This window comes from Natrinema salinisoli (genome assembly GCF_020405205.1).
Lineage (GTDB): Archaea > Halobacteriota > Halobacteria > Halobacteriales > Natrialbaceae > Natrinema > Natrinema salinisoli.
Genome location: NZ_CP084469.1, coordinates 166,769 through 185,867 on the forward strand (window position 1 = coordinate 166,769; position 19,099 = coordinate 185,867).

15 protein-coding genes are annotated in these 19,099 nt (G+C 57.0%); 6 read left to right on the forward strand and 9 right to left on the reverse strand.

The features are described from left to right. Nucleotides 1-18 precede the first annotated feature (18 nt). The 6 genes from LDB05_RS00965 to LDB05_RS00990 form a co-directional block, all read right to left on the reverse strand. The gene (locus tag LDB05_RS00965; protein ID WP_226006061.1) at nt 19-378 is read right to left on the reverse strand and encodes a hypothetical protein; all 360 of its coding nucleotides are present in this window, start codon (nt 376-378) and stop codon (nt 19-21) included. Nucleotides 379-425: 47 nt separating this feature from the next. After that, nucleotides 426-767, reverse strand: coding sequence for a hypothetical protein (locus LDB05_RS00970; RefSeq protein WP_226006062.1), 342 nt, complete (start codon nt 765-767; stop codon nt 426-428). Beyond that, nucleotides 764-922 carry a hypothetical protein gene (locus tag LDB05_RS00975; protein WP_226006063.1) on the reverse strand — a complete coding sequence of 53 codons (159 nt, stop codon included), beginning with the start codon at nt 920-922 and terminating at the stop codon, nt 764-766. The genes LDB05_RS00970 and LDB05_RS00975 overlap by 4 nt, the downstream gene beginning before the upstream one ends. A 608-nt stretch (nt 923-1,530) precedes the next feature. Next, entirely contained in the window at nt 1,531-3,567 is a 2,037-nt protein-coding gene (locus LDB05_RS00980) for an ATP-binding protein (protein ID WP_226006064.1), read from the reverse strand. 79 nt (nt 3,568-3,646) lie between these two features. Then, entirely contained in the window at nt 3,647-4,660 is a 1,014-nt protein-coding gene (locus LDB05_RS00985) for a tyrosine-type recombinase/integrase (protein WP_226006065.1), read from the reverse strand. A gap of 411 nt (nt 4,661-5,071) precedes the next feature. Beyond that, a complete protein-coding gene (locus LDB05_RS00990; RefSeq protein WP_226006066.1) occupies nt 5,072-7,027 on the reverse strand; it encodes an ATP-binding protein in 1,956 nt (651 codons plus the stop codon). A 227-nt stretch (nt 7,028-7,254) separates the two neighbouring features. Here LDB05_RS00990 and LDB05_RS00995 point away from each other — a divergent pair, with 227 nt between their 5' ends. From LDB05_RS00995 to LDB05_RS01015, 5 genes are all read left to right on the forward strand, one after another. Continuing rightward, nucleotides 7,255-7,974, forward strand: coding sequence for a hypothetical protein (locus LDB05_RS00995; protein WP_226006067.1), 720 nt, complete (start codon nt 7,255-7,257; stop codon nt 7,972-7,974). A gap of 636 nt (nt 7,975-8,610) precedes the next feature. Next, nucleotides 8,611-9,621 (forward strand): DNA methyltransferase, encoded by a 1,011-nt coding sequence (locus tag LDB05_RS01000; protein WP_226006068.1) that lies wholly within the window; start codon nt 8,611-8,613, stop codon nt 9,619-9,621. A gap of 1 nt (nt 9,622) precedes the next feature. Continuing rightward, nucleotides 9,623-12,166, forward strand: coding sequence for an ORC-CDC6 family AAA ATPase (locus LDB05_RS01005; RefSeq protein WP_226006069.1), 2,544 nt, complete (start codon nt 9,623-9,625; stop codon nt 12,164-12,166). Between the two features lie 7 nt (nt 12,167-12,173). Then, nucleotides 12,174-13,268 (forward strand): hypothetical protein, encoded by a 1,095-nt coding sequence (locus LDB05_RS01010; RefSeq protein ID WP_226006070.1) that lies wholly within the window; start codon nt 12,174-12,176, stop codon nt 13,266-13,268. Nucleotides 13,269-13,986: 718 nt separating this feature from the next. Further along, a complete protein-coding gene (locus LDB05_RS01015) occupies nt 13,987-14,139 on the forward strand; it encodes a hypothetical protein (RefSeq protein WP_226006071.1) in 153 nt (50 codons plus the stop codon). A 230-nt stretch (nt 14,140-14,369) separates the two neighbouring features. Here LDB05_RS01015 and LDB05_RS01020 read toward each other — a convergent pair whose 3' ends face one another. From LDB05_RS01020 to LDB05_RS01030, 3 genes are all read right to left on the reverse strand, one after another. Beyond that, nucleotides 14,370-16,163 (reverse strand): aldehyde ferredoxin oxidoreductase family protein, encoded by a 1,794-nt coding sequence (locus LDB05_RS01020; RefSeq protein ID WP_226006072.1) that lies wholly within the window; start codon nt 16,161-16,163, stop codon nt 14,370-14,372. 176 nt (nt 16,164-16,339) lie between these two features. Continuing rightward, the gene (yqeC, locus tag LDB05_RS01025; protein ID WP_226006073.1) at nt 16,340-17,059 is read right to left on the reverse strand and encodes a selenium cofactor biosynthesis protein YqeC; all 720 of its coding nucleotides are present in this window, start codon (nt 17,057-17,059) and stop codon (nt 16,340-16,342) included. A gap of 83 nt (nt 17,060-17,142) precedes the next feature. Continuing rightward, nucleotides 17,143-17,415 (reverse strand): DUF8113 family protein, encoded by a 273-nt coding sequence (locus LDB05_RS01030; RefSeq protein ID WP_226006074.1) that lies wholly within the window; start codon nt 17,413-17,415, stop codon nt 17,143-17,145. A gap of 206 nt (nt 17,416-17,621) precedes the next feature. Between LDB05_RS01030 and LDB05_RS01035 the strand changes: the two genes are divergently transcribed. Next, complete coding sequence (locus LDB05_RS01035; protein ID WP_226006075.1) at nt 17,622-18,911, forward strand: L-lactate MFS transporter; 1,290 nt, start codon at nt 17,622-17,624, stop codon at nt 18,909-18,911. Nucleotides 18,912-19,099: the final 188 nt, after the last annotated feature.

Here is a 19,099-nt window from a genome sequence, read left to right on the forward strand (position 1 = left end):
AATACGCTGCCGTGAAACTCAGTGCGTATCACCCTCGTCCTCAACGTATTCCGCGAACTCCTCGAACATGGAAAACGCCTCACGGACACTCCGGCCGTTCTCATCGTCGTAACAGGCAATCGTATACCGTTGCCCGGTATTCGCATCAGGATACCCGGCACGGTACCCCTGATCCTCGCAGAACGCGTCCACCGTCTCATCGTCAAGTGAGGCCGCGACCACCTGTTCCGTGACCGTCCCATCCGGCACCTGCACAGCGGATGCTGTACTGTCCACTGGAGCATCGTCTACCGCAGTACCGCTATCTCCGAAGATAACGGTAATCCCGATAATGAACGCGGCACCAAGCAGAAACGCGATACACAGATACGGAACCATCTCCTCCGCACTATACCCATCCTCCCGCCACGGCTTCTGATCAGTAATCAGGTATCACCCTCTTGCTCGAGTTCCTCAGCGAACTTCCTGCCTTCCTCGGCCAGTTCCTCGGCACCTTCCATGTAGACCTCCTGCAGTTCGTCTTGGTCACGGATCACTGCCACCTCGTCATCCACGAACTCGTCGACAACCGCTTCCTCCACCCGGTCAACAATAGCATCGTCCAGATCCGTCCGGCGAACAGCACCGATCACAAGCTCCGCCCAGTCATGATAATGAACAGGACCGAGCCCGTAGAACATGATCTCATCCCCCGTATCGATAACGTACTGCTCCGTTTTCTCCCCTTCAGCGTACCGCCGCGGCCATCCTATCCGCATATAGCTCACGAGTCATCACCCTCCTTCTCAACATCCTTTACTTCCAGTGTCACGATATCGCCATCCTCGATATCCTCTTCCTGGACGATATGCTGCCAGATCGTTGCCTCGATCGTCCCATCCGCATTGGCTTCCCGCGCCGTCGTCTCGAACTCCGTCCCCACTCTCCCCACCTGCTATACTATAGCAGATTTCCACTTTTTTAACAGTAATCCACAGTCCGAACACTCCGAACGTTCGGACCCCCTCAGCCGCCAGTGCGAAATCTCCGATTGAGTACCCCATGGTGCCGCAGAAACTCCGCGGCACCCCACACCACGGATCGACCCACACACAAGTCGATCCCCGCGTTGCTCGAGGCAACCACCCACCAGCACACTCGAGCAACCCCTCAATCAAGCAATGTATCCATTGCGCCGCGCCACCCCGCATCGGCAACCACCGTCCCGATCATCCTCCTTCTCCTCTTCCCCTCTCCATTCTTTCATTCCCATTCCTTCTCCTCTTCTTCTTTCCCCCTATTCCTCTCCACCTCCTTCTTATTGGATGCTGCAAGAATATCGAGGCAGCATTAGAGGATCGATAGTCAATTCTGGTGCCGTGAGACAGGAGAACAATAAGGTCAGCAAAGAACAACGGCCGCAGAGAATTTTAGAAATATTCTCCGCGAATCTCAGGGCTCTATCCCCGGATCAGGAACAGCAGGATATCGCTTTTCGTTCTCACCCTGAGAACAATTGATCCCGGGCCAGTTCCACGTTAAACTGTCAGTTCAGACGTACTCGGATGCCGGGACGAATTCTATCTGGTCCGGCACTCCACCAAACTCGTCTTCTACCGCCGATCGTATCTGATCCATGACACCGTCCTCGAGGTACACCACCTCCACTCGGTCCACCCCGTAATCGAGACATTTCCGGATGTTCTCCAGTTCGTGCCACGCCGACCGTGCGACCTCGACCGCTATCGACACAACACCGCGCTCGACATAGACATCGATCGACTCACTCCCCACCGCGTGCTCGATCTCCACGTCAAACCCGTCGGATTCGTAAAACTCCTTAATCTGATGTTGCCAGTACCGGTGCTCGACCCCACGCCTCCCAGTCTCCGGTACATCGTACCCACGGTCCTCGAGAACAGTACGGCCCTTCTCGGTCAACTCCAGTAGCGTCGGATTCTTCCCGCGCTTTCCGTTCCGCACCGTCTCCTCACTTACCAAGTCTAGAGCCACCAATTCTTCTTTCGCCGCCGTCCCTTTCTTCGACCCGACACCGATCACGTCGTACCGCTCTGAGACGGACAGGAACGGCTCCTCCACGATACTGATCAGCAGGGCTTCCGCTACCGCGTCCGGTCCGTCATCGTCACCGTCACCAGCATTTTCGTCCTGCTCTATCGGTTCGTCACCACTCGAGTCTTCCCCGACTTCACTCTGGAACAGCGACGGCTGCATCCGCTCTGCACAGTCCAGTCTGTCGAGTTCCGACCGCATCCGCTCCCTAATCTCTGTCTCGGTCACCGACTTCTCCAGCTGGTAATCCGGTAACTCGACCGGCACCGGGCCGCGGTCCGCCACGGTCAACAGTGCTTCTCCCTTCTCCAACGTCCGCGTATACTCCGTCTCCTCCGCATCCAACCCAAACGTCCGCTGCATCTCCTCCGTATCCTTCCCCGAACCGAGGGACATCCACAGCTTCGCGTTCGTATTCGCTTTCAGCGAGTCCGACAACTTACTCGGTTCGTGATCGGCTACGATCAATGCCTCACCGAATTCCCGGACCTGCCCCATCAACGTGGATATCGGCGGATTCGGCGAATCACTGTCTCGCTCCCGGTTCACGTCGAACACGTGCTTGGCCTCGTCGAACAGGACAACGTGCCGCAACCCCTGCCGATGCCCCTGCGCCTCCCGGTAATAGAAGATCCACGTCAACAACGCTTCCACCACGAACACCTGCACGTCCTCGATCGGCTCCTGCAACTCGACCACCACGTTCCGCTCGAGAAACTCCTCAAACGGATAGCTCTGACTGCAGTCGAACACCTCGCCGGAGAACCCGGTCATCCCGGTCAACCGGTTATCCAGACGTTCCTTGTACCGGTACCGTGGCGAGGCGTACGGGATCTCATCGGCCCGTACCAGCTCTAAGAGTTCGTACAGCGACGGCCACTCACCAGCATCAGTATCGTAGAACCCGTACAGTTCACGGAGCTTTCGGATGAAGTAGCCGCGTGACGCCTTCCACAATCCCATCGCGTGCGTCCACGTATCCGCCATGACCTCCGCCCACCGCGCCACAGAGACATCGGGCGGCGGCTGCAACGGATTAAATTTGAGATCCCGCCAGTTCACCACGAGCAGGTCACGGTGTCCGGCCAGATGCCGGTAATCGTTCTTGAAATCGAACACCAAGAACGGCAGATCCATCCCGGCGCACTCGTCCATCAGATTGTAGAACAGGGTCGTCTTCCCCGCACCGGTCCGACCCACAATCAGCATGTGCTCGTTCAACTGCTCCCGAGTCAACCCGACCGGCTGCCCCTCCGGGTTCGTCCCGATCCGGAAATCCCCATCATACGACTCGAACGGGTACTCCCAGTCATAGTACGTATCCCGGCTCTCGATCTCCTCGACCTGCGGCCGATACATCTCCACAAAGCTGTCGTGCGCGTCCCGATCCATCGCCGCCATCGAAAGGATCTGCTTGATCTTCTCTGCGGACAGGCCGACCAGTTCCAGCATCTCCCGCAACTCCGCGAGCTCCTCCCGGGACGGCGTATCCTCGTCGTTGCCGATCCATGCCATACCCGGCGGTACGGCAGTGATCTGCATACTCGGACTGCGGCGGACCACGGATCCGTGGAATCACCACGGCCGTGGCATCTCAGATGTTGTCGAGGTACTGCCGTCGCTGCTCCATCTTCTCCCGCTTGGTCCGACGATCATAGTGTTCGTCGATCACTCCTTCGGACACGTTCGCCCGGTTGCTCACGGCCTTGGTCGGCCACTCCTGATTAAGCGCGTACGTGATCCCGCCACGCCGCAGTGCATGGGGACTCACGCTTGAGGGACACTCGTACGGATGCTCGTGATCGAGCGCCGAACAGGTATCCTGGTCGCGGTCATGCGGACAGTTCCCGGTGACGATGCAGGGTCGAGTGAACCGGTAGCAGTCACCGCGCAGCGTCCCCTTATGGGCGCGGCCCTGCCGTGTTGCCAGTAACGGTTCGCGGCCGTACTCGTCGGTGACATCCGGACGACGCGTCTCGATCCAGTCGTCAAGCAGTGCACAGAGGTCGTCGGAGATTGCGACCAGCCGCTCACCCTTCGCTTGGTTCTTGATCGGGGTGCCCGTGTCCGGCTGGTGATGGATTTCCAAGAGTTGCTCGTCCGGGTCGTAGTCATCCACATCGAGCGCGTGTGCTGCCCCGACGCGCATCATCGTATGCCACAACAGGCTCAGCAAGACGTGGGGCCGTGACGCGTACTCGTACTTCTCAAGGTAGTCCAGGATCTCGTCTGCCCGGTCCTGTTCCAGCATCACGTCACGGACGTTGTCCTTCCCCGTCAGCAGTGGTGATCGGACCTTGACGTGCAGATCTTCTTCCGCGGCGTCGATCGACTCGAGGTACTTCACGAACACGCGGACGGTATCCATCTGCGTCTTCTCGGAGGCCGGTGACAGGTCACCGTCTTCGCGGCGCCACATCCGGTATTCCTGCATCTTCCGGCCGGTCAAGTCGTTCAGGTTGTCGATACCCTGTTCGTTGCACCAGCGCACGAAATGGCCGAGACGGGAGCTGTGGGAGTACAGTGTTGCTTGCGTGACCTCGGTATCGCGGTCGGTCAGGTACAGGTCCAGTGCGGTTTCCGGGTCGATGGGTTCCAAGTTCTCCATGGGTTGACACACGGAACCAGGGTGGAGAACAGACCTGCGGTGACCGGACGTAACCCGGCGATTCTACGCTCAGAAAGTGGATTCGTTCGAGGCGCGTCCGCAAGCCTGCAGCGCCCATGTTTCTGTCGCGAACAAATTCGTGAGCGACAGATACCGGATCGCGAAGGATTTGACATAGACGGCGGCGAGCGAAGCGAGCCGACGGCGTGGTTCAAATCCTGTCGCGCTCATCCACATCCTGCCCGGTTCTGGACTACTTGCAACCCTCTCGAGTCCCGTTCCCTGCCGTGGGCAAGGGGCTGGTACCACTTCTCTGAGATGCGCCGTCGACTGACGTCCAGATACTGTCGTTCTCTGGCTTCCGTCATGTCAGAGCAGCCGATCGCCTACTCTCTGTCCAGTATAGACAGGTCACGCGTCTAACTCGGATTCAGCCGGAACCGTGAACGAAACCGTTGCCCCGTCGCCGGGCGCAGAGTCGATCCAGATATCGCCGCCGTGTCGCTCGACGATCCGGCGACAGAGCGCGAGACCGATCCCCGTCCCTTCGTACTCCTCGCGGCTGTGCAGTCGGTTGAAGACGGTGAAGACGCGGTCGTGATCCGCCGGATCGATTCCGATCCCCTCGTCCCGAACCGAGAGCACCCACTCGTCACCCTGCTGTTCGGCACTGACGCGGACGCGCGGCGGGTCGTCACCGCTGTACGTGATCGCGTTCGAGAGCAGGTTCTGGAACACCTGCCGTAGTTGGCTGGTGTCCCCCGCTACCTCTGGCAATTCCCCGGTCGTGATCTCGGCGTCGCTTTCGTCGACAGTGAGCTGCAGATCCGCCAGGGCGTCGTCGAACGCCGCGTTCAAATCGACCGGCTCGAACGGATCGCCTCGAGACTCGACTCGGGAATACTCGAGCAGCGCGTCGATCATCGCGCGCATCCGCTCGGCGCCGTCGACGGCGAATTCGAGGAACGCTTCGCCGTCTTCGCCAAAGCAGTCACCGTACCGGCTCTCGAGCAACTGGAGATAGCTCGTGACCATCCGCAGGGGTTCCTGGAGATCGTGCGAGGCGGCGTAGGCGAACTGCTCCAGGCGCTCGTTGGATGCCTCGAGCTTTCGCTGGTAGTCCCGGCGTTCGGTGTCGTCCTGGACGACGACCATCCCGGCGAAGACGTCGCCTCTGGTATTCCCGACCGGTAGGGTGTGTGCGTGGAGGTGTCGATCGCCGAGTTCGACGTCGAACGAGGTCGCCTCGCCGTCGAGGGCGGCGCGGAAGTGTGGCTCGATGTCTTCGACGAGGTCGTCCGGGTGGAGTTCGAGGATGGTTTTTCCGATTCGGTTCTCCGGGTCGATACTGAGGGTATCCAGGAGCTGTCCGCCGACCGCGGTATATCGCAGGTCCCAATCGAACAGACCGACCGCCCCGTTCGGGAAGTTTTCGACGAGGGTTCGGTAGCGGCGCTCGCTCTCCTCGAGCTGTCGTTCGTACTCGTCGCGTTCGGTGACGTCCTGGGACATCCCCAATGCGGAGGAGATTTCGCCGTCGTCGTCGCGAATCGGGACGATTCGGATGTCGTAGACGCGATCGCCGGTTCTGACCTCGAACGTACTGGACTCCCCCTCCAGCGCGGCTTCGTAGCGAGGGACGAGTTCGTCGGCCAACTCCGGAGGGAGGCTCTGCACCCGCGAGTCCTCGACTTCCTCGATCGTCCGGCCGGCCACCTCGAGCGGGTCGCCGCCGACGGTCCGGTAGCGCAGGTTCTCGTCGACGAGGGCGACGGCACCGTTCGGGAAGTGTTCGATCAGCGTCCGGTAACGGCGCTCGGACTCCTCGAGCTCGGTCTCCGTCTGGTCGTTCTCGATCGCGGTTCCGAGGATGTTCGCGACGCTCTTCACGAAGGTCGCATCGTGGTCCGTGAACTCGCGATACGCGGTCGTGTGCGTTCCCAGTACTCCCCACGGGTTCTCGACGGATCCGACGACGACGCTGATCCCGCTGACGACGTCGTGGCTGGTGAGCAACTCGGGTCCGGAAAAGCGGTCCTCGGTCCGGAGGTCGTCGACGATGACCGGCTCGTCCGTGACCAGGGTGTAGCCGGCCTGCGAGTCCAGAACGGTAGGTGCCGTCGCCGCGCCGACGAGTCCGTCGCGCCAGCCGACGCCCTGCCGGAGAATCACCTCGTCACCGTCGGGGAGGAGTTCCAGGACTTTCGCGTACTCGTTGCCGAGGGTCTCCGCGACTGCGACCGAGGCGTCGCGCATCAACCCGTCGAGATCGTCGGTCTCGAGCGCCTGCTGCCCGAGTTCGGCGACGACCTCCTGCTGGCGAACCCGCCGGCGCAGTTCCGGCTCCGCCTCGGGAGTCGAGTCCATTCTAGCGCTACTACCGGGTTCGACAGGTAAAGCGTTCCGTTTGAGTTTTAAAATAGACTATCGAACGATGTCTAGGTTACACAAACGTCTATATATTTCAGTTTTCGTTCTCAAACGTTCAGTTTCGGTGACTCACACGTCGAGTATCGAATGGAATTCGGTATCACGCTCGAGACGACTACTATCTCCATCGTGTTTTATCACAAATTGGCCTGTAGGAGACTCTCATGTCCGCCGGACGGTTCGCGTTCGATATCGAGACGATCAACCCGCAACTCGAGGCCGGCCGAAGCCCCGACTTCCAGAACCCGGACCACTTCGAGCTGTTCTCGCTGTGTTGTGCACAGCAACCCGAACCCGGGGCCGAGATCGACTACGACGTCTTCTTTCGCGAGGGCCGCGGCCCGGCGTCGGAGCTGGACCTGATCGACCGAGCGATCGAGTGGTTCGAATCCCGCGCCGGCGAGTCGATCATCACCTACAACGGCGAGTACTTCGACTTCGTGCAGTTCGAGGGGCGGGCTCGAGTCGCCAGCGAGACGCTGGGAGCGCGCGAGGGCGTCGTCGACCGCGTGGCGGCGCTGCTGGACGAGCTCGAGAGCGACGACCTGAAAGGGGAGTCGTGGGAGTGTTTCGGCGAGTATACGAGATTCGAGGAGACCTGCGAGCGCTGCGACGTCGACGTGCCGCGAACGATGCTGTCCGAGTTCGACATCGACACGGAGCGCTATCACGAGCATCGGGATACCACGGACGCACTGAAGCCACACTTCGTCGGCGGTGACGTTCCGGTCGCCGGCGAGCGATATCTCGATCTGCTCGAGGCCGGTGCGACCGAGACGAAGACGTTCCGCGAACTCGAGCGGATGCTAACCCACTACGCGACGACCGACGTCGTGCCGCTGTTCGAACTCGCGGATTCGCGGCCTTTCGGTGACGAAACGTAGTTTTCAGACCCTCAAAGTCAGATCTCTCCTGTTTTAGTGAGTGATTTGTTCGAGAACCAAATTCGAGGGCCGAAATCCTGATATTGATTTCGTTCACCGATTGGAAAACGGGACATTGTGGACGGATGATTAGCTAGATGACTGCTACAACCGTACCCTGAGACCTGCAAGGCCATTCAACTACACGCACATAAGCAAGTGCCCCCCTAAAGCTGGTCACTCCACGATCTCCGCAAGACGAGGCTGACGAAATACTGGAACAACGGGGTCCCGCGCAGCATCGTTTCCGATCGACTCGACGCTTCGGATGAGACTCCCGACAAGCACTACGACCGAGCCACCCGACGTGAGTGAGTAATTGGACTCCAACAGGATTCGTGTACATCTAAGTTGGTGTCAACTAAGAAAATAAGCTGCCAAATGACACGTAGCACTTCGCTTACGCTTGGTAACAGATTCATGCAGTCCGCACAATACGACAGAAACCACCTGCGTGCTTCAATACAGATTTAAGAGGCCCCCGTATTAATAAAATAATCTCTACCGATGGGCACCAGTCTCAATCCCGATGCATGGGAAGGCAGAAGCGTACATAGTGAATCTACACTTCATCAGCTATCGCCTTTTTTGGGTAAAATGAAGTCCACCATGGCAAAAGAATTGGTTCAGACCTACTCATCACCGGGCGACACTATTCTTGATCCTTTTTCTGGATCTGGCACAGTCCCTCTTGAAGCCGCTATTGAGCAAAGAGCAGCAATCGGCGTGGATAGAAACCCATATTCAATTTTGTTATCGAAAGCAAAATTAAACCCTCCAGAAACAGAGAAGAAGGCCAAGCAGAAGGCTAAAGAATATCTCGCTAAAATTGAGCCACACCCAGGGAAAGGAACTGAATCCATCCCAGAGTGGGTCGCTGATTTCTTCCACCCAAAAACACTGTCCGGAATTGCTCAGCTAAGTCCCTTACTTCGAGAGGAAAACGAACACTTTCTTCTTGCCTGTCTGCTAGGAATTCTCCATCACCAGAGACCTGGATTCCTGTCATATCCTGCTAGCAATTTAAAACCATATCTGAGAGATAAGAAATTCCCACGGGACGAGTACCCGGAAAAATACGAGTATCGGGAGATTGAGTCCCGATTAATCTCGAAAATTGAGCGAGCATACCGTAGGTTTCCAGAATTTGATGATTCTCTCACACGATCAGTATATATGGGAGATACAGAAGAGATTATAAATCAAGAAATCCCAAATAATTCAGTCGACACCATTATCACGAGTCCACCATATATGAACAAACTTGATTATGGGAGGGACAACCGCCTGAGGCTATACTTTTTGGGAATTGAAGATTATAAAGAGTTGGATGGGAGTCCAGAAAGCAAAAAACAATATAGAGACTTCTTAGATAGGTTCCTAACAGAAGCAATCTCTGTACTACGTCCAGACGGAAATTTAATTTTCGTGATGGGCGAGTCACAGCGCTCAGGTGCAGCTGTGGACACCTCAGAAGTTCTTACTGAGATGGTAAACAAAAACAAATATGGTCTAAAAATGGAGCAAGTAATACAAGATAAAGTCCCGAGAAGAGAAATAAACTCAATGTCTACAAAGTCTGAGACAATTTTAGCACTTAAAAACTAATATGACAGTCAAGAAACCTTCAAAGTCGAGCATTATTGGAAAAACGTTACTAAATAATTGGGAGGTTGTTGAGGAAATTGACTCGGGTAATAATGGGGTTGTTTATCGTGCGGCACACACCGCTGAAGAGGTAGATATGGATTCGGCATGCAAACTCATGCCAATAGGAGATCTGACCGAGGGTTGGGAAAAAGAAGTTGAGAAGGCAACCATGATGGATACTCATCCAAATGTTGTTAGTATCAAAGATTACACAAGAATTGAAATAGACAAAACAGAATACGCATGTGTGATATCAGAATTCGTTGATGGTCCCTCACTTCTAAAATATATACAAGATAAACCAGATCAGATTACTGTATCATTTGTCTGTTCAGTAGCAGAGGCAATTCTTGATGTGCTTCATGGAATGGAACGAAGGGAAATCAATCATAACGACCTACATACTGGGAACGTCCTTTTATCAAAATCAGATATTACAATTAGCGACGAACCCCAAATCAAGATAACCGATTTTGGAATTGGGGGGTCCCGAAATTCAATGCAGCCCAAAAATGACTACGCGCAATTGGGCGACATAATTCTAGATCTGCTTTCGGAAATCGATCGATCAAAGTTAGATACTCTTGACGAGTACCGCTACGAATTCTTAGTTGATGAATTCGTTGCCAAATATATCGTAGAGGAAGATCCTACCAAAGGCGAGTATGTCCGCTCGCCGCAGGAATTGCAAGGTAAACTAAAAGAAAACAAATCGAAGGCGAGAGAACGGATGGGTGACAAGCCAACTGTTGAACTACAAAGTCCATTTGATTACTTGAGCTGCGAGCAGATGGGTGATTCGTTTAGACTCATAGAAAAACTCTACTCCAGAGACTTTCCAGGATATGGCCAACTTCACAGTCGAACAAATACACTTCTCACTGGTCCGAGGGGTTGTGGCAAGACAACTATTTTAAAGAATATGGATCTTGAAACACAGTTGGAGACTGGGCAAATAAAATCTGCTGATGAAATTGATTATTTCGGTATATTCTATCCATGCCGCGACTTGTATTTTGCCTTTCATTATATGGATGACAAGGATCCAAGCTCATATAATCAAAATCTATTGATCCACTATCTATCACTCTCTCTGCTTAAGAAATTTATAAATCGAGTTAGGTTACTCCGTGATCAATTTGGAAATAATATCTCTGAGGATTCTTTGAGGCTGTTGGAGGAGAATATTTCCAGAACCCTTCGAGATTACTCTAGCCCTCCAGCAGGCACTGATGTTCTTGACCATCTTACCTCCGTTCTTGAGAAAGAGAAAAGAAAGGTTGACGATACACTAAGACGAGGTGAATCAGGTTACAGCGATGAAACTCGTCTGATGGGAATCGATAGGCTCCCAAAAACTTGCAAAAATTTCATTAATTCAGTTGATTGGCTTAAAAACACACCCCTATTCTTTTTAGTTGACGATTATTCTCTTCCAAAAATCACTCAGGGTATGCAGAGCACACTAAATGACCTAGTGATGGAGCGGTGGGACCAGGTATATTTCAAAATATCCACCGAAAGCATCGCATCCTTCCATCCATATGACCGGTCTGAGAAACTTCTTGAGGAGTCAAGAGAATTTGAGGTTGTTGATCTAGCGAATCATTTCATTAGTAATACTGAAAAGCGCAACAAATTCTTAACAGAAGTGCTGAATACGCGCTTAGAGACCACCAGTGGAATCCATTCCAAATACACGGATATCTATGAGATATTAGGAGAGAGGCCCTATGACTCATATAATGACCTAGCTCGACAGCTTCGAAGTGACTCTGATGTTGATTATGCAGGTTTTGAAACCTTGAGAGATATGTTCTCAGGCGATATTTCTGAGATGCTTCGCTTAGTACGGGGGATGTTTAATGAGGTGGGCCAAAACAAAAACTGGGAAGAAGGAAGCGTTGAAGTCCCAATTCCACCACAAAAGCAGGATGAAGTTATCAAGAGATACGGGGGGAGTTTCCTTAATAAGATAGAATCAATACCAGAGAGCGGCGAACGACTCCGAGAGGTCGCTGAAGCATTCGGACAACATGCGAATCAATTGCTCATGGAGAAGACCAGTAAAAATGAGACTGGTAACCCTCCACTTCAAGCCTTCCGGATTGAGATACGCGACTCATTCTCATTTGACTCGGATGAACACGTTAACGAAGTACTTAGAGTCCTACGTAGGAATACCTCGCGCCGTCCCGAAAAACAGGACATCTCAGAGGAAGCAGAATCTATTTATAACGATTTACTCCAATACGGAATATTCCTCTTAGACACTCGTGGAAAGAGTATTCGCGGCGGAGCGGTTCCTCGCCTTTATCTGCGGAGACTCCTACTTCCAAAATTCAATCTCACCCCAAGCCAGCGCGACAACGTCTCTCTAGAGCCTGCCGAATTCATGTATTTGTTGTCGAATCCTGAAGGCTATGACGCTTCAGACTTTGAGCGATCGGAAACAGAAAGTCTCTCCAGGTTCATCGATGATTCAGACGAGAAATCGGAGTGAGTTCAATATGGATTTCCCAGAGATCACAAAGTTTGAAGAAGTCAAAATTGATGCCCCGACATCAGTTGTTACTGTAGCAGGTTTTGAGGACAGGGCGAAAGCGATATTTGAAGAATTGGCTTCTCGTGATGACGCAGATGCCATTCAAACCGGAGCAGGAATCCGTTACAAGCCCTTCAACGAACGAAACGACGTAGAAGGAATGAAGAACGGGATGGCCTCAATCGGATTATCTGATGATTCGACCGAAAGCCTAGTTTTCGATCGACATGATCCCGATTCCTTCGAACCCATTTTTGAGGCATTCTTGGAGTCAATCTCCGAGGAACACATCCTTTTGGATATTTCTGGCATGTCGAAGTTGCTGATTATGGTTACATTGGATATTCTCGCTGAGAAAGATTATTCTGTAACAATATTCTACGCTGAAGCAAAAGTGTACACCCCTACTAAGGATGAGTACACTGACACTCTCCAGTCCAGAGATGATTCTGATAGGACTCCAGCATTCCTTACTCATGGTATCTACGATATTGTAACCAGTAGAGGTCTCTCTTCGGCATTAGGAAGTGATCAGCCGATGATTGTAGTAGCTTTCCCAACATTCAATCATCAAGAGCTTATGGCATTAGCTAGCGAACTTTCCCCTACTCAACTGGTTTCTATTGAAGGAATACCTAATAGGAAAGAAGATTACTGGCGGAAAGAAAGTATTCGGGAACTCAACGAGGGAGTGGAGTCCCACATCCATGTCGATTGGCGCGAAACAAGTACCTTTGATTACGGAAGCACCACAAGATTGTTGAATAATATCTACAATGAATACGGTGACAAGTATCGGATGATCCTGGCTCCAACCGGTAGTAAATTACAGACTGTTGGTTGCCTCATATTTAGACGGCAGCACCAAGATACACAAATAGTTTACCCGGTGACAAGAGAATTCTCAGAAACCTATTCACAGGGTTGGAAAGCTACATGGGGGATCGAATTAGGAAACATTGACGATAAAATTGTCACTGATGGAGAAGAATATCAGCAGAAAATTTCCGAACTACGGTCCAAGATTGAGGATATTAATGACTCAGTGAAAGATACATAATCTGATTTCTATTTATGATTGAGTGGGCTGAGTATCTGGACAAGCGATGACGTCTTGGGGGAGGGCTACCAGCGACAGCTCGCTGTCGTCTCGGTGCTTTTAGAACTGACAAACTCCAAACAGGTTGTCGAAGAGACCCTCCGGCTGTACCCGCTCGCGTACGTCATCTTTCGCGAAACGGTTGAGACTACCGCGGTCGGCGGCGGGCCGCACCATTGTATCGGGATGCGGTACGCGATGATGGAGTTCAAGTTCGTATCTATTTAGACGATTCGGTGATAAAGCAGTCGTCTAAAACTTCCAAAGGTGGGTTAGAGAAATTAGGTATTTTGGCCTTGAAAATGGCTAGAGGAGATTTGGACAAACCATAATACTATGACATGTGTGCCCGACAGTACTGGAAATCAGTATAGATAGGCTGGGACAGTAGTATCCCTGTATAATCAAGCGTCCATCGTCTATGCTGCCTTATTCCATCCAATAATCAATAGATATAAGTTGCAACGAGTCAACAATCGGGATGGAAGCCACACTCCAAGTGTCGCAGGGGGCTGCGCGCAAATGCCCCGGGTGCTGGAGACACCCGAGACGTTGCTTCCAAACCCCGGACGGGGATTTGCAAGCATGATTCCGTATATCCTAGCGGGATATAAACGTCCCGCACGCCGACAGGACGCATCGCCTCGAGCAGCCATAGCACCCTCGAGCGGAGGCCACCATGCCTAACCACTCCGAGGACCAGCCGCCGGACTGTCCCCACTGCGGGCGGCCGGTGACCGCGATCTCGGTCGTCGGGCCGACGGAGGCGTACGTCTCCCCGTGTGGCTGCGAGATCGCACCCGGGCTGCTCGCGACGGGATTCGAGCGCTGACCGCCCGATCGCACGACCACCGCGCAATCGGTGCGTTGCAGGTGGCACCGCTCGAGCCGCGGCGGACAGTCGGGCCGTCGACGGCGGTCGATCGAAACCACCCGTCTCGACACACCACCCACGGCCGCGGTCGGCTCCCGGCCCGTGATCTCGGCTCGAGCGCGCTCATTTTTCCTCTCGAAACCGACGCTCGAGCACCGGCGACCGAGAACTCACTGTCTCGATCCGAGCTACCGCCCCTCGCTCGAGCAGTGCTCCTGATCCGCGAGCAGCGAGTCGCCGTCGACCGCGTCGGTCAACCCGAGGCGCTCGACGGTCGCTCGAGTCGGCCGCCCGTCGGGCCCCCAGCCCCGCGCCCGGTAGTACCGGTCGAGGGTCGTCTCGAACCATTCCTCGTCGACTGACTGTCCGGCGTTCGGTCCCGACTCGAGGGGCTCTCGCAGGGCCGCCGGCAGTTCGTCGTCCGCCCGTGCCATTCCCTCGCGGACGTTGAACAGCCGCGTCAGGGTCCAGACCCGCTCGCCGACGGTCCGCAGGTCGCCGGCCGTCTCGAGCCGGACGGCCTCGAGCCACTCCGCCCCGAGGTCGTCGAACGCGTCGCCCACGAAGTCGTCGACGATGAGACACCAGAGGACCGACCGCCGGTTCTGTTCCGCGACGACGACTCGAGCGGTGCGGTCGGGGCTCCACCGCTCGTCGAACACCTCTCGCTCGATCGGCCGGGCGCGGCGGTGACAGGCCCCGCGGTCGCTGGTCGCGTACGCGAGTGCCATGCTCCGCGCGCCCCGCGGGTCGTACGCCGGGAGCTCCATCGCCTTGACCGTCGGGACGAGATCGGTACCGCCGAACCGGGCCGCCGCCGCGGCGACGCCGTCCGCAAGCGCGTCGCCGAGGGGCCCGTCTCGGGCGGCGATCTCCTCGAGCACGCGGCGAGCCCCGTCGGAATCCCCGAACGCGAGCGAGCGATCGAGGAGGCCGGCGTCAGCGGCGTTGACCGCCCACGCGACCGCACTGCCGGCGCTGATGAGGTCCATCCCGAGCCTGTCGCAGGTCTGGCCCAGCTCCGCGACGGCGTCGAAGTCGTCGATACCGAGGCCGGCCCCCAGCGTCATCGACGCGGCCCCGCGCGGGACGTAGTCGCCGTCGGCCGTCTCGACCCGGAACCCGCCCGAGTCGGCGTCGGTGCCGTCGCCGCCGTCGTACTCTCGCTCGCTCGTCAGTTCCTTGACCGCGGCGGCCCCGATCGAGTCGGTTCCCTCGAACGTGCCCTCCGCCCAGCCGCGGGTCGAGAGCGCGCCGACCTCGTTCGCGAAGTCGACGGTTTCGATCGTCTCGCTCGCTTCCATCCACTGCCCGGTCTCGCCCTCGCGGTATCGCTCGGCGTAGGCGTCGCGCAGGGCCGCTAATCCCGCGGGCGGCTCCCCCCTCGCGACGACGGCCTTCAGCCGTTTCGACCCCATGACGGCACCGGCACCGCCCCTGCCCGCGTGGTGATCTCCCTCGTCGGACGCGATCGTCGCGTACGCCACCTGCCGTTCGCCCGCCGGTCCGATACAGGCGACCGACGCGTCGGGGTAGCTCGTGGCCGTCTCGACCGTGTCCTCGCCCCACGCGTCGGTCGGCTCGACGGACACCGTGCCGTCCTCGACGACGAGACGAACGGGTTCCGTCGCCCTGCCGGTGACGAGCACTCCGATATGGGGCCCGAGCGAGCCTGCGAGCGCGTCCGGAAACGCACCGCCGGCGTAGGAGTCGAGAAAGCCGCCGGTCAACGGCGATTTCGTTATGGCAGCGTACCGCGACTCTCCGGGTAGATACCCCGAGAGCGGACCGAGCATGAACAGAAGCGCGTTCTCCGGACCGAGCGGATCGGTACCGGCCTCGAGTTCGTCAGAGAGATAGCGAGCGCCCAGCCCCTTCCCGCCGACGTACCGCCGAAGCCACGCCACCGGGACCGGGACGCTCTCGACCGATCGCGTCGAGAGATCGACGCGAAGGAGGCGGTCGGGTGTAGCGAGTGTCACTACACCAGGGGACGCCGTCGACGGGAAAAAGGGTTATTACAGCACCTGTCGGCTGTCTGTCGACATGTGACGAAATATAGCACCGCACTTCTGATCCCTGCGAGGACGGACCGACCCCGACTGGCCGCGCCCGACATCTCGACCGCACGGTAAACCGAGATGGGCGAAGGCCAGTCCTACACGACGGCCACGAGCGGCCGTTCGGCGCGCATCTCCGCGAGGACGACCCGCGGCACGTCCGCCTGTTCGTGGATCTCAGCGGCGATCTGACGCGCAGTTTCCTCGAGCTCATCGTCGTCCACCATGTTGAGCAGGGGAATCACCGTCGCCCCGTCCGGCACGTCCTTGCAGCCGCCCCGGTCGCTGGCCAGGACGGTCGCGACGTCGGCCGGTCGGATCTCGTCGCCGGGTTCCAGGCCGGTCAGCGCGGCAACTCGCTCGATCCGATGAACGCGATCCTCGGTGAGCGGCTGGCCGACCACGTGGGCGCTCGCGATCGGAACCACCGTCGTTGCACGTTCGGGAAGCTGTGGTTCCCGATCGTTCGGGGCCTTGAACCGGCGCATTCGTGCGCCATCCGCTTTCACGAGCACGGGCACGTCGAGGGCCGCGAGTTCGTCGACCGTCGCACGGTCGTACCCGAGGTAGCGGTCCTCCCGTTCCCGTTCCGGGACGAGACCGAGCGGCCAGCCGCCGGCCGTTTCGACGGCCTTCACCGGATCCGGCGTGACCACGACCTGCTCGACCCAGTCGTCGAAAATGGGAATGCGAACGGTGGCGGTGACGACCGCGCGCTCGAGCGCCGCCGCGAGCGTCGCCATCGTCGTTTTCTTGCCGCCCGCCCCGACGACGCAGGTCGTTCCGCGCTGGGCCTCGAGGGCCTCGACGACGTCCATACTGTTGGCAACGGATCGCCGGTGATAACGGTTTACCTCCGGTCACGAGCCCGGCGAGGGGCGACCGCCCCGTCGATACTGATTCACCGCAGTTCCATCTCGTCGGCGCGTTCGACGGCGAGCTCGGAGATCTCCTCGACGGTGCTATCGGAGCGATCCGCGAGGACGCGCGTCAACATCCCGAGCTGGATCGCCGCGGCCTCGCGGAGTTCGGCCGCCTCCTCGGTGTCGTTGCCCAAATAATACTCGTGACGGCCGTCCTCGTGGACGAGACCGGTGTACACCGAGCGGAGGTCGTCCTCGGTGATCGCTGCAGCGGCTTCCGTCTTCACTTCCTCGAATTGTGGGTTCGCCATATCCGACCGCCGCGCCCGAGCGACTAAACGGGTGTGGTCCACGCCGAAAACCGCCCGATGGCGGCCAAAATATGATGTCGTATCGACAGTAGTCCCAGTCTATAAACTCTCGAAAACCTATTTGAAGTTGTATCGTGTTATAATCTAACACGTTAGGCCGGACAGTTAAAAAATATTAAAAGGAGGGACTTGCACGAGAGCGGTGTATGTCAGAGGCAGACACGGACAAGAATCGATGGCTCATTGCGCTTTCCGCCGTCGCAATTCATCTCTCGATCGGGTCGATTTACGCGTACAGTGTCTATCAGAACCCGCTGCAGGATCTCAACGGATGGAGCATCTCCGACGTGACGTTCGCGTTTACCGTCGCGATCTTCGTCCTCGGCATCTCGGCGGCGTTCCTCGGGAAGTACGTCGAGAAGTACGGCCCGCGGAAGGCCGGACTCGCCGCGGCAGTGATGTTCGGCGGCGGGACGATGCTCGCAGGCGCCGCGATACAGGCCGGGAGCTACATCGGCTTCCTCGTCACCTACGGGGTACTCGGTGGTGCCGGACTCGGTCTCGGCTATATCGCACCCGTCTCCACGCTCGTCGAGTGGTTCCCGGACCGCCGCGGCATGGCGACCGGGATGGCGGTCATGGGCTTCGGTGCCGGCGCGCTCATCACCGGTCCGGTTGCACAGGGCCTGATGACGTCGCTGAGTATTCCCATGAACTTCTACATCCTCGGTGCAGCCTATTTCCTGGCGATGGCACTCGGCGCGAGCTACATCCAGAAGCCGCCGGCCGGCTGGATCCCCGAGGGAATGGACCCCGACGAACTCGAGGACACCAACAGCAAGGGCGTCACCGTGTCGACTGATCTGTCTCAGCTTACCGCCAACGAGGCGATCAAGACCAAGCGGTTCTGGCTCGTCTGGCTGGCGCTGTTCATCAACGTCTCGGCCGGTATCATGCTCCTGTCGGTCGCCTCCAACATGACCCAGGAGATCACCGGTGCGTCGGCTGCCCTCGCCGCCTCGATCGTCGGGGTCATCGGCGTGTTCAACGGCGCCGGCCGAATCGTCTGGGCGAGCGCCTCGGATTACCTCGGCCGAACGGCGACCTACGCGACGTTCTTCGGCATTCAGGTCGTGGCGTTCGCACTGATGCCCAACATCTCCAACGTCTGGGTCTTCGCCGCGTTCATGTTCGCGATCGTCACCTGCTACGGTGGCGGCTTCGCCTGCCTGCCCGCGTACCTCGGTGACCTGTTCGGAACGAAGGAACTCGGCGCCATTCACGGCTACTCGCTTACCGCGTGGGCGCTCGCCGGCGTCGCCGGCCCGACGCTCGTCTCGAAGATCGTCGAGCAGACCGGGAGCTACTCGCTGTCGTTCTACATCGTCGCCGCCACGCTCCTCGTCGGCCTCGCGTCCATGGCGCTCCTGCGCTTCGATATCAACGGCATCAAAGCGGACAACCAGAGCACGAGCGGACAGCCGACACTGGACTGAGAGACGACGATCGACCGCTCGTGACGTCAGGATCCGTTCCGACTCGCGTGCGTCGATCGTCGAGACGAACTCCCAGCCCTGAAACGCGGCAAGTTACCAGGCCGCACCAGACACCGCCGGCACTGCGAGCCGGCGACCTCGCTGCAGTCAGCAGATACCCACCACTGAAATACATTGAATACAAGATG

Excerpts from the sequence above, each read along its gene's own strand:
- LDB05_RS01035 (WP_226006075.1), top strand. The coding sequence starts at position 17,622 with ATGTCAGAGGCAGACACGGACAAGAATCGATGGCTCATTGCGCTTTCC.
- LDB05_RS01010 (WP_226006070.1), top strand. The coding sequence starts at position 12,174 with ATGGATTTCCCAGAGATCACAAAGTTTGAAGAAGTCAAAATTGATGCC.
- LDB05_RS01000 (WP_226006068.1), top strand. The coding sequence starts at position 8,611 with ATGAAGTCCACCATGGCAAAAGAATTGGTTCAGACCTACTCATCACCG.
- LDB05_RS00990 (WP_226006066.1), bottom strand. The coding sequence starts at position 7,027 with ATGGACTCGACTCCCGAGGCGGAGCCGGAACTGCGCCGGCGGGTTCGC.
- yqeC (WP_226006073.1), bottom strand. The coding sequence starts at position 17,059 with ATGGACGTCGTCGAGGCCCTCGAGGCCCAGCGCGGAACGACCTGCGTC.
- LDB05_RS01015 (WP_226006071.1), top strand. The coding sequence starts at position 13,987 with ATGCCTAACCACTCCGAGGACCAGCCGCCGGACTGTCCCCACTGCGGG.
- LDB05_RS00995 (WP_226006067.1), top strand. The coding sequence starts at position 7,255 with ATGTCCGCCGGACGGTTCGCGTTCGATATCGAGACGATCAACCCGCAA.
- LDB05_RS00965 (WP_226006061.1), bottom strand. The coding sequence starts at position 378 with ATGGTTCCGTATCTGTGTATCGCGTTTCTGCTTGGTGCCGCGTTCATT.
- LDB05_RS01030 (WP_226006074.1), bottom strand. The coding sequence starts at position 17,415 with ATGGCGAACCCACAATTCGAGGAAGTGAAGACGGAAGCCGCTGCAGCG.
- LDB05_RS00985 (WP_226006065.1), bottom strand. The coding sequence starts at position 4,660 with ATGGAGAACTTGGAACCCATCGACCCGGAAACCGCACTGGACCTGTAC.
- LDB05_RS00980 (WP_226006064.1), bottom strand. The coding sequence starts at position 3,567 with ATGGCATGGATCGGCAACGACGAGGATACGCCGTCCCGGGAGGAGCTC.
- LDB05_RS01005 (WP_226006069.1), top strand. The coding sequence starts at position 9,623 with ATGACAGTCAAGAAACCTTCAAAGTCGAGCATTATTGGAAAAACGTTA.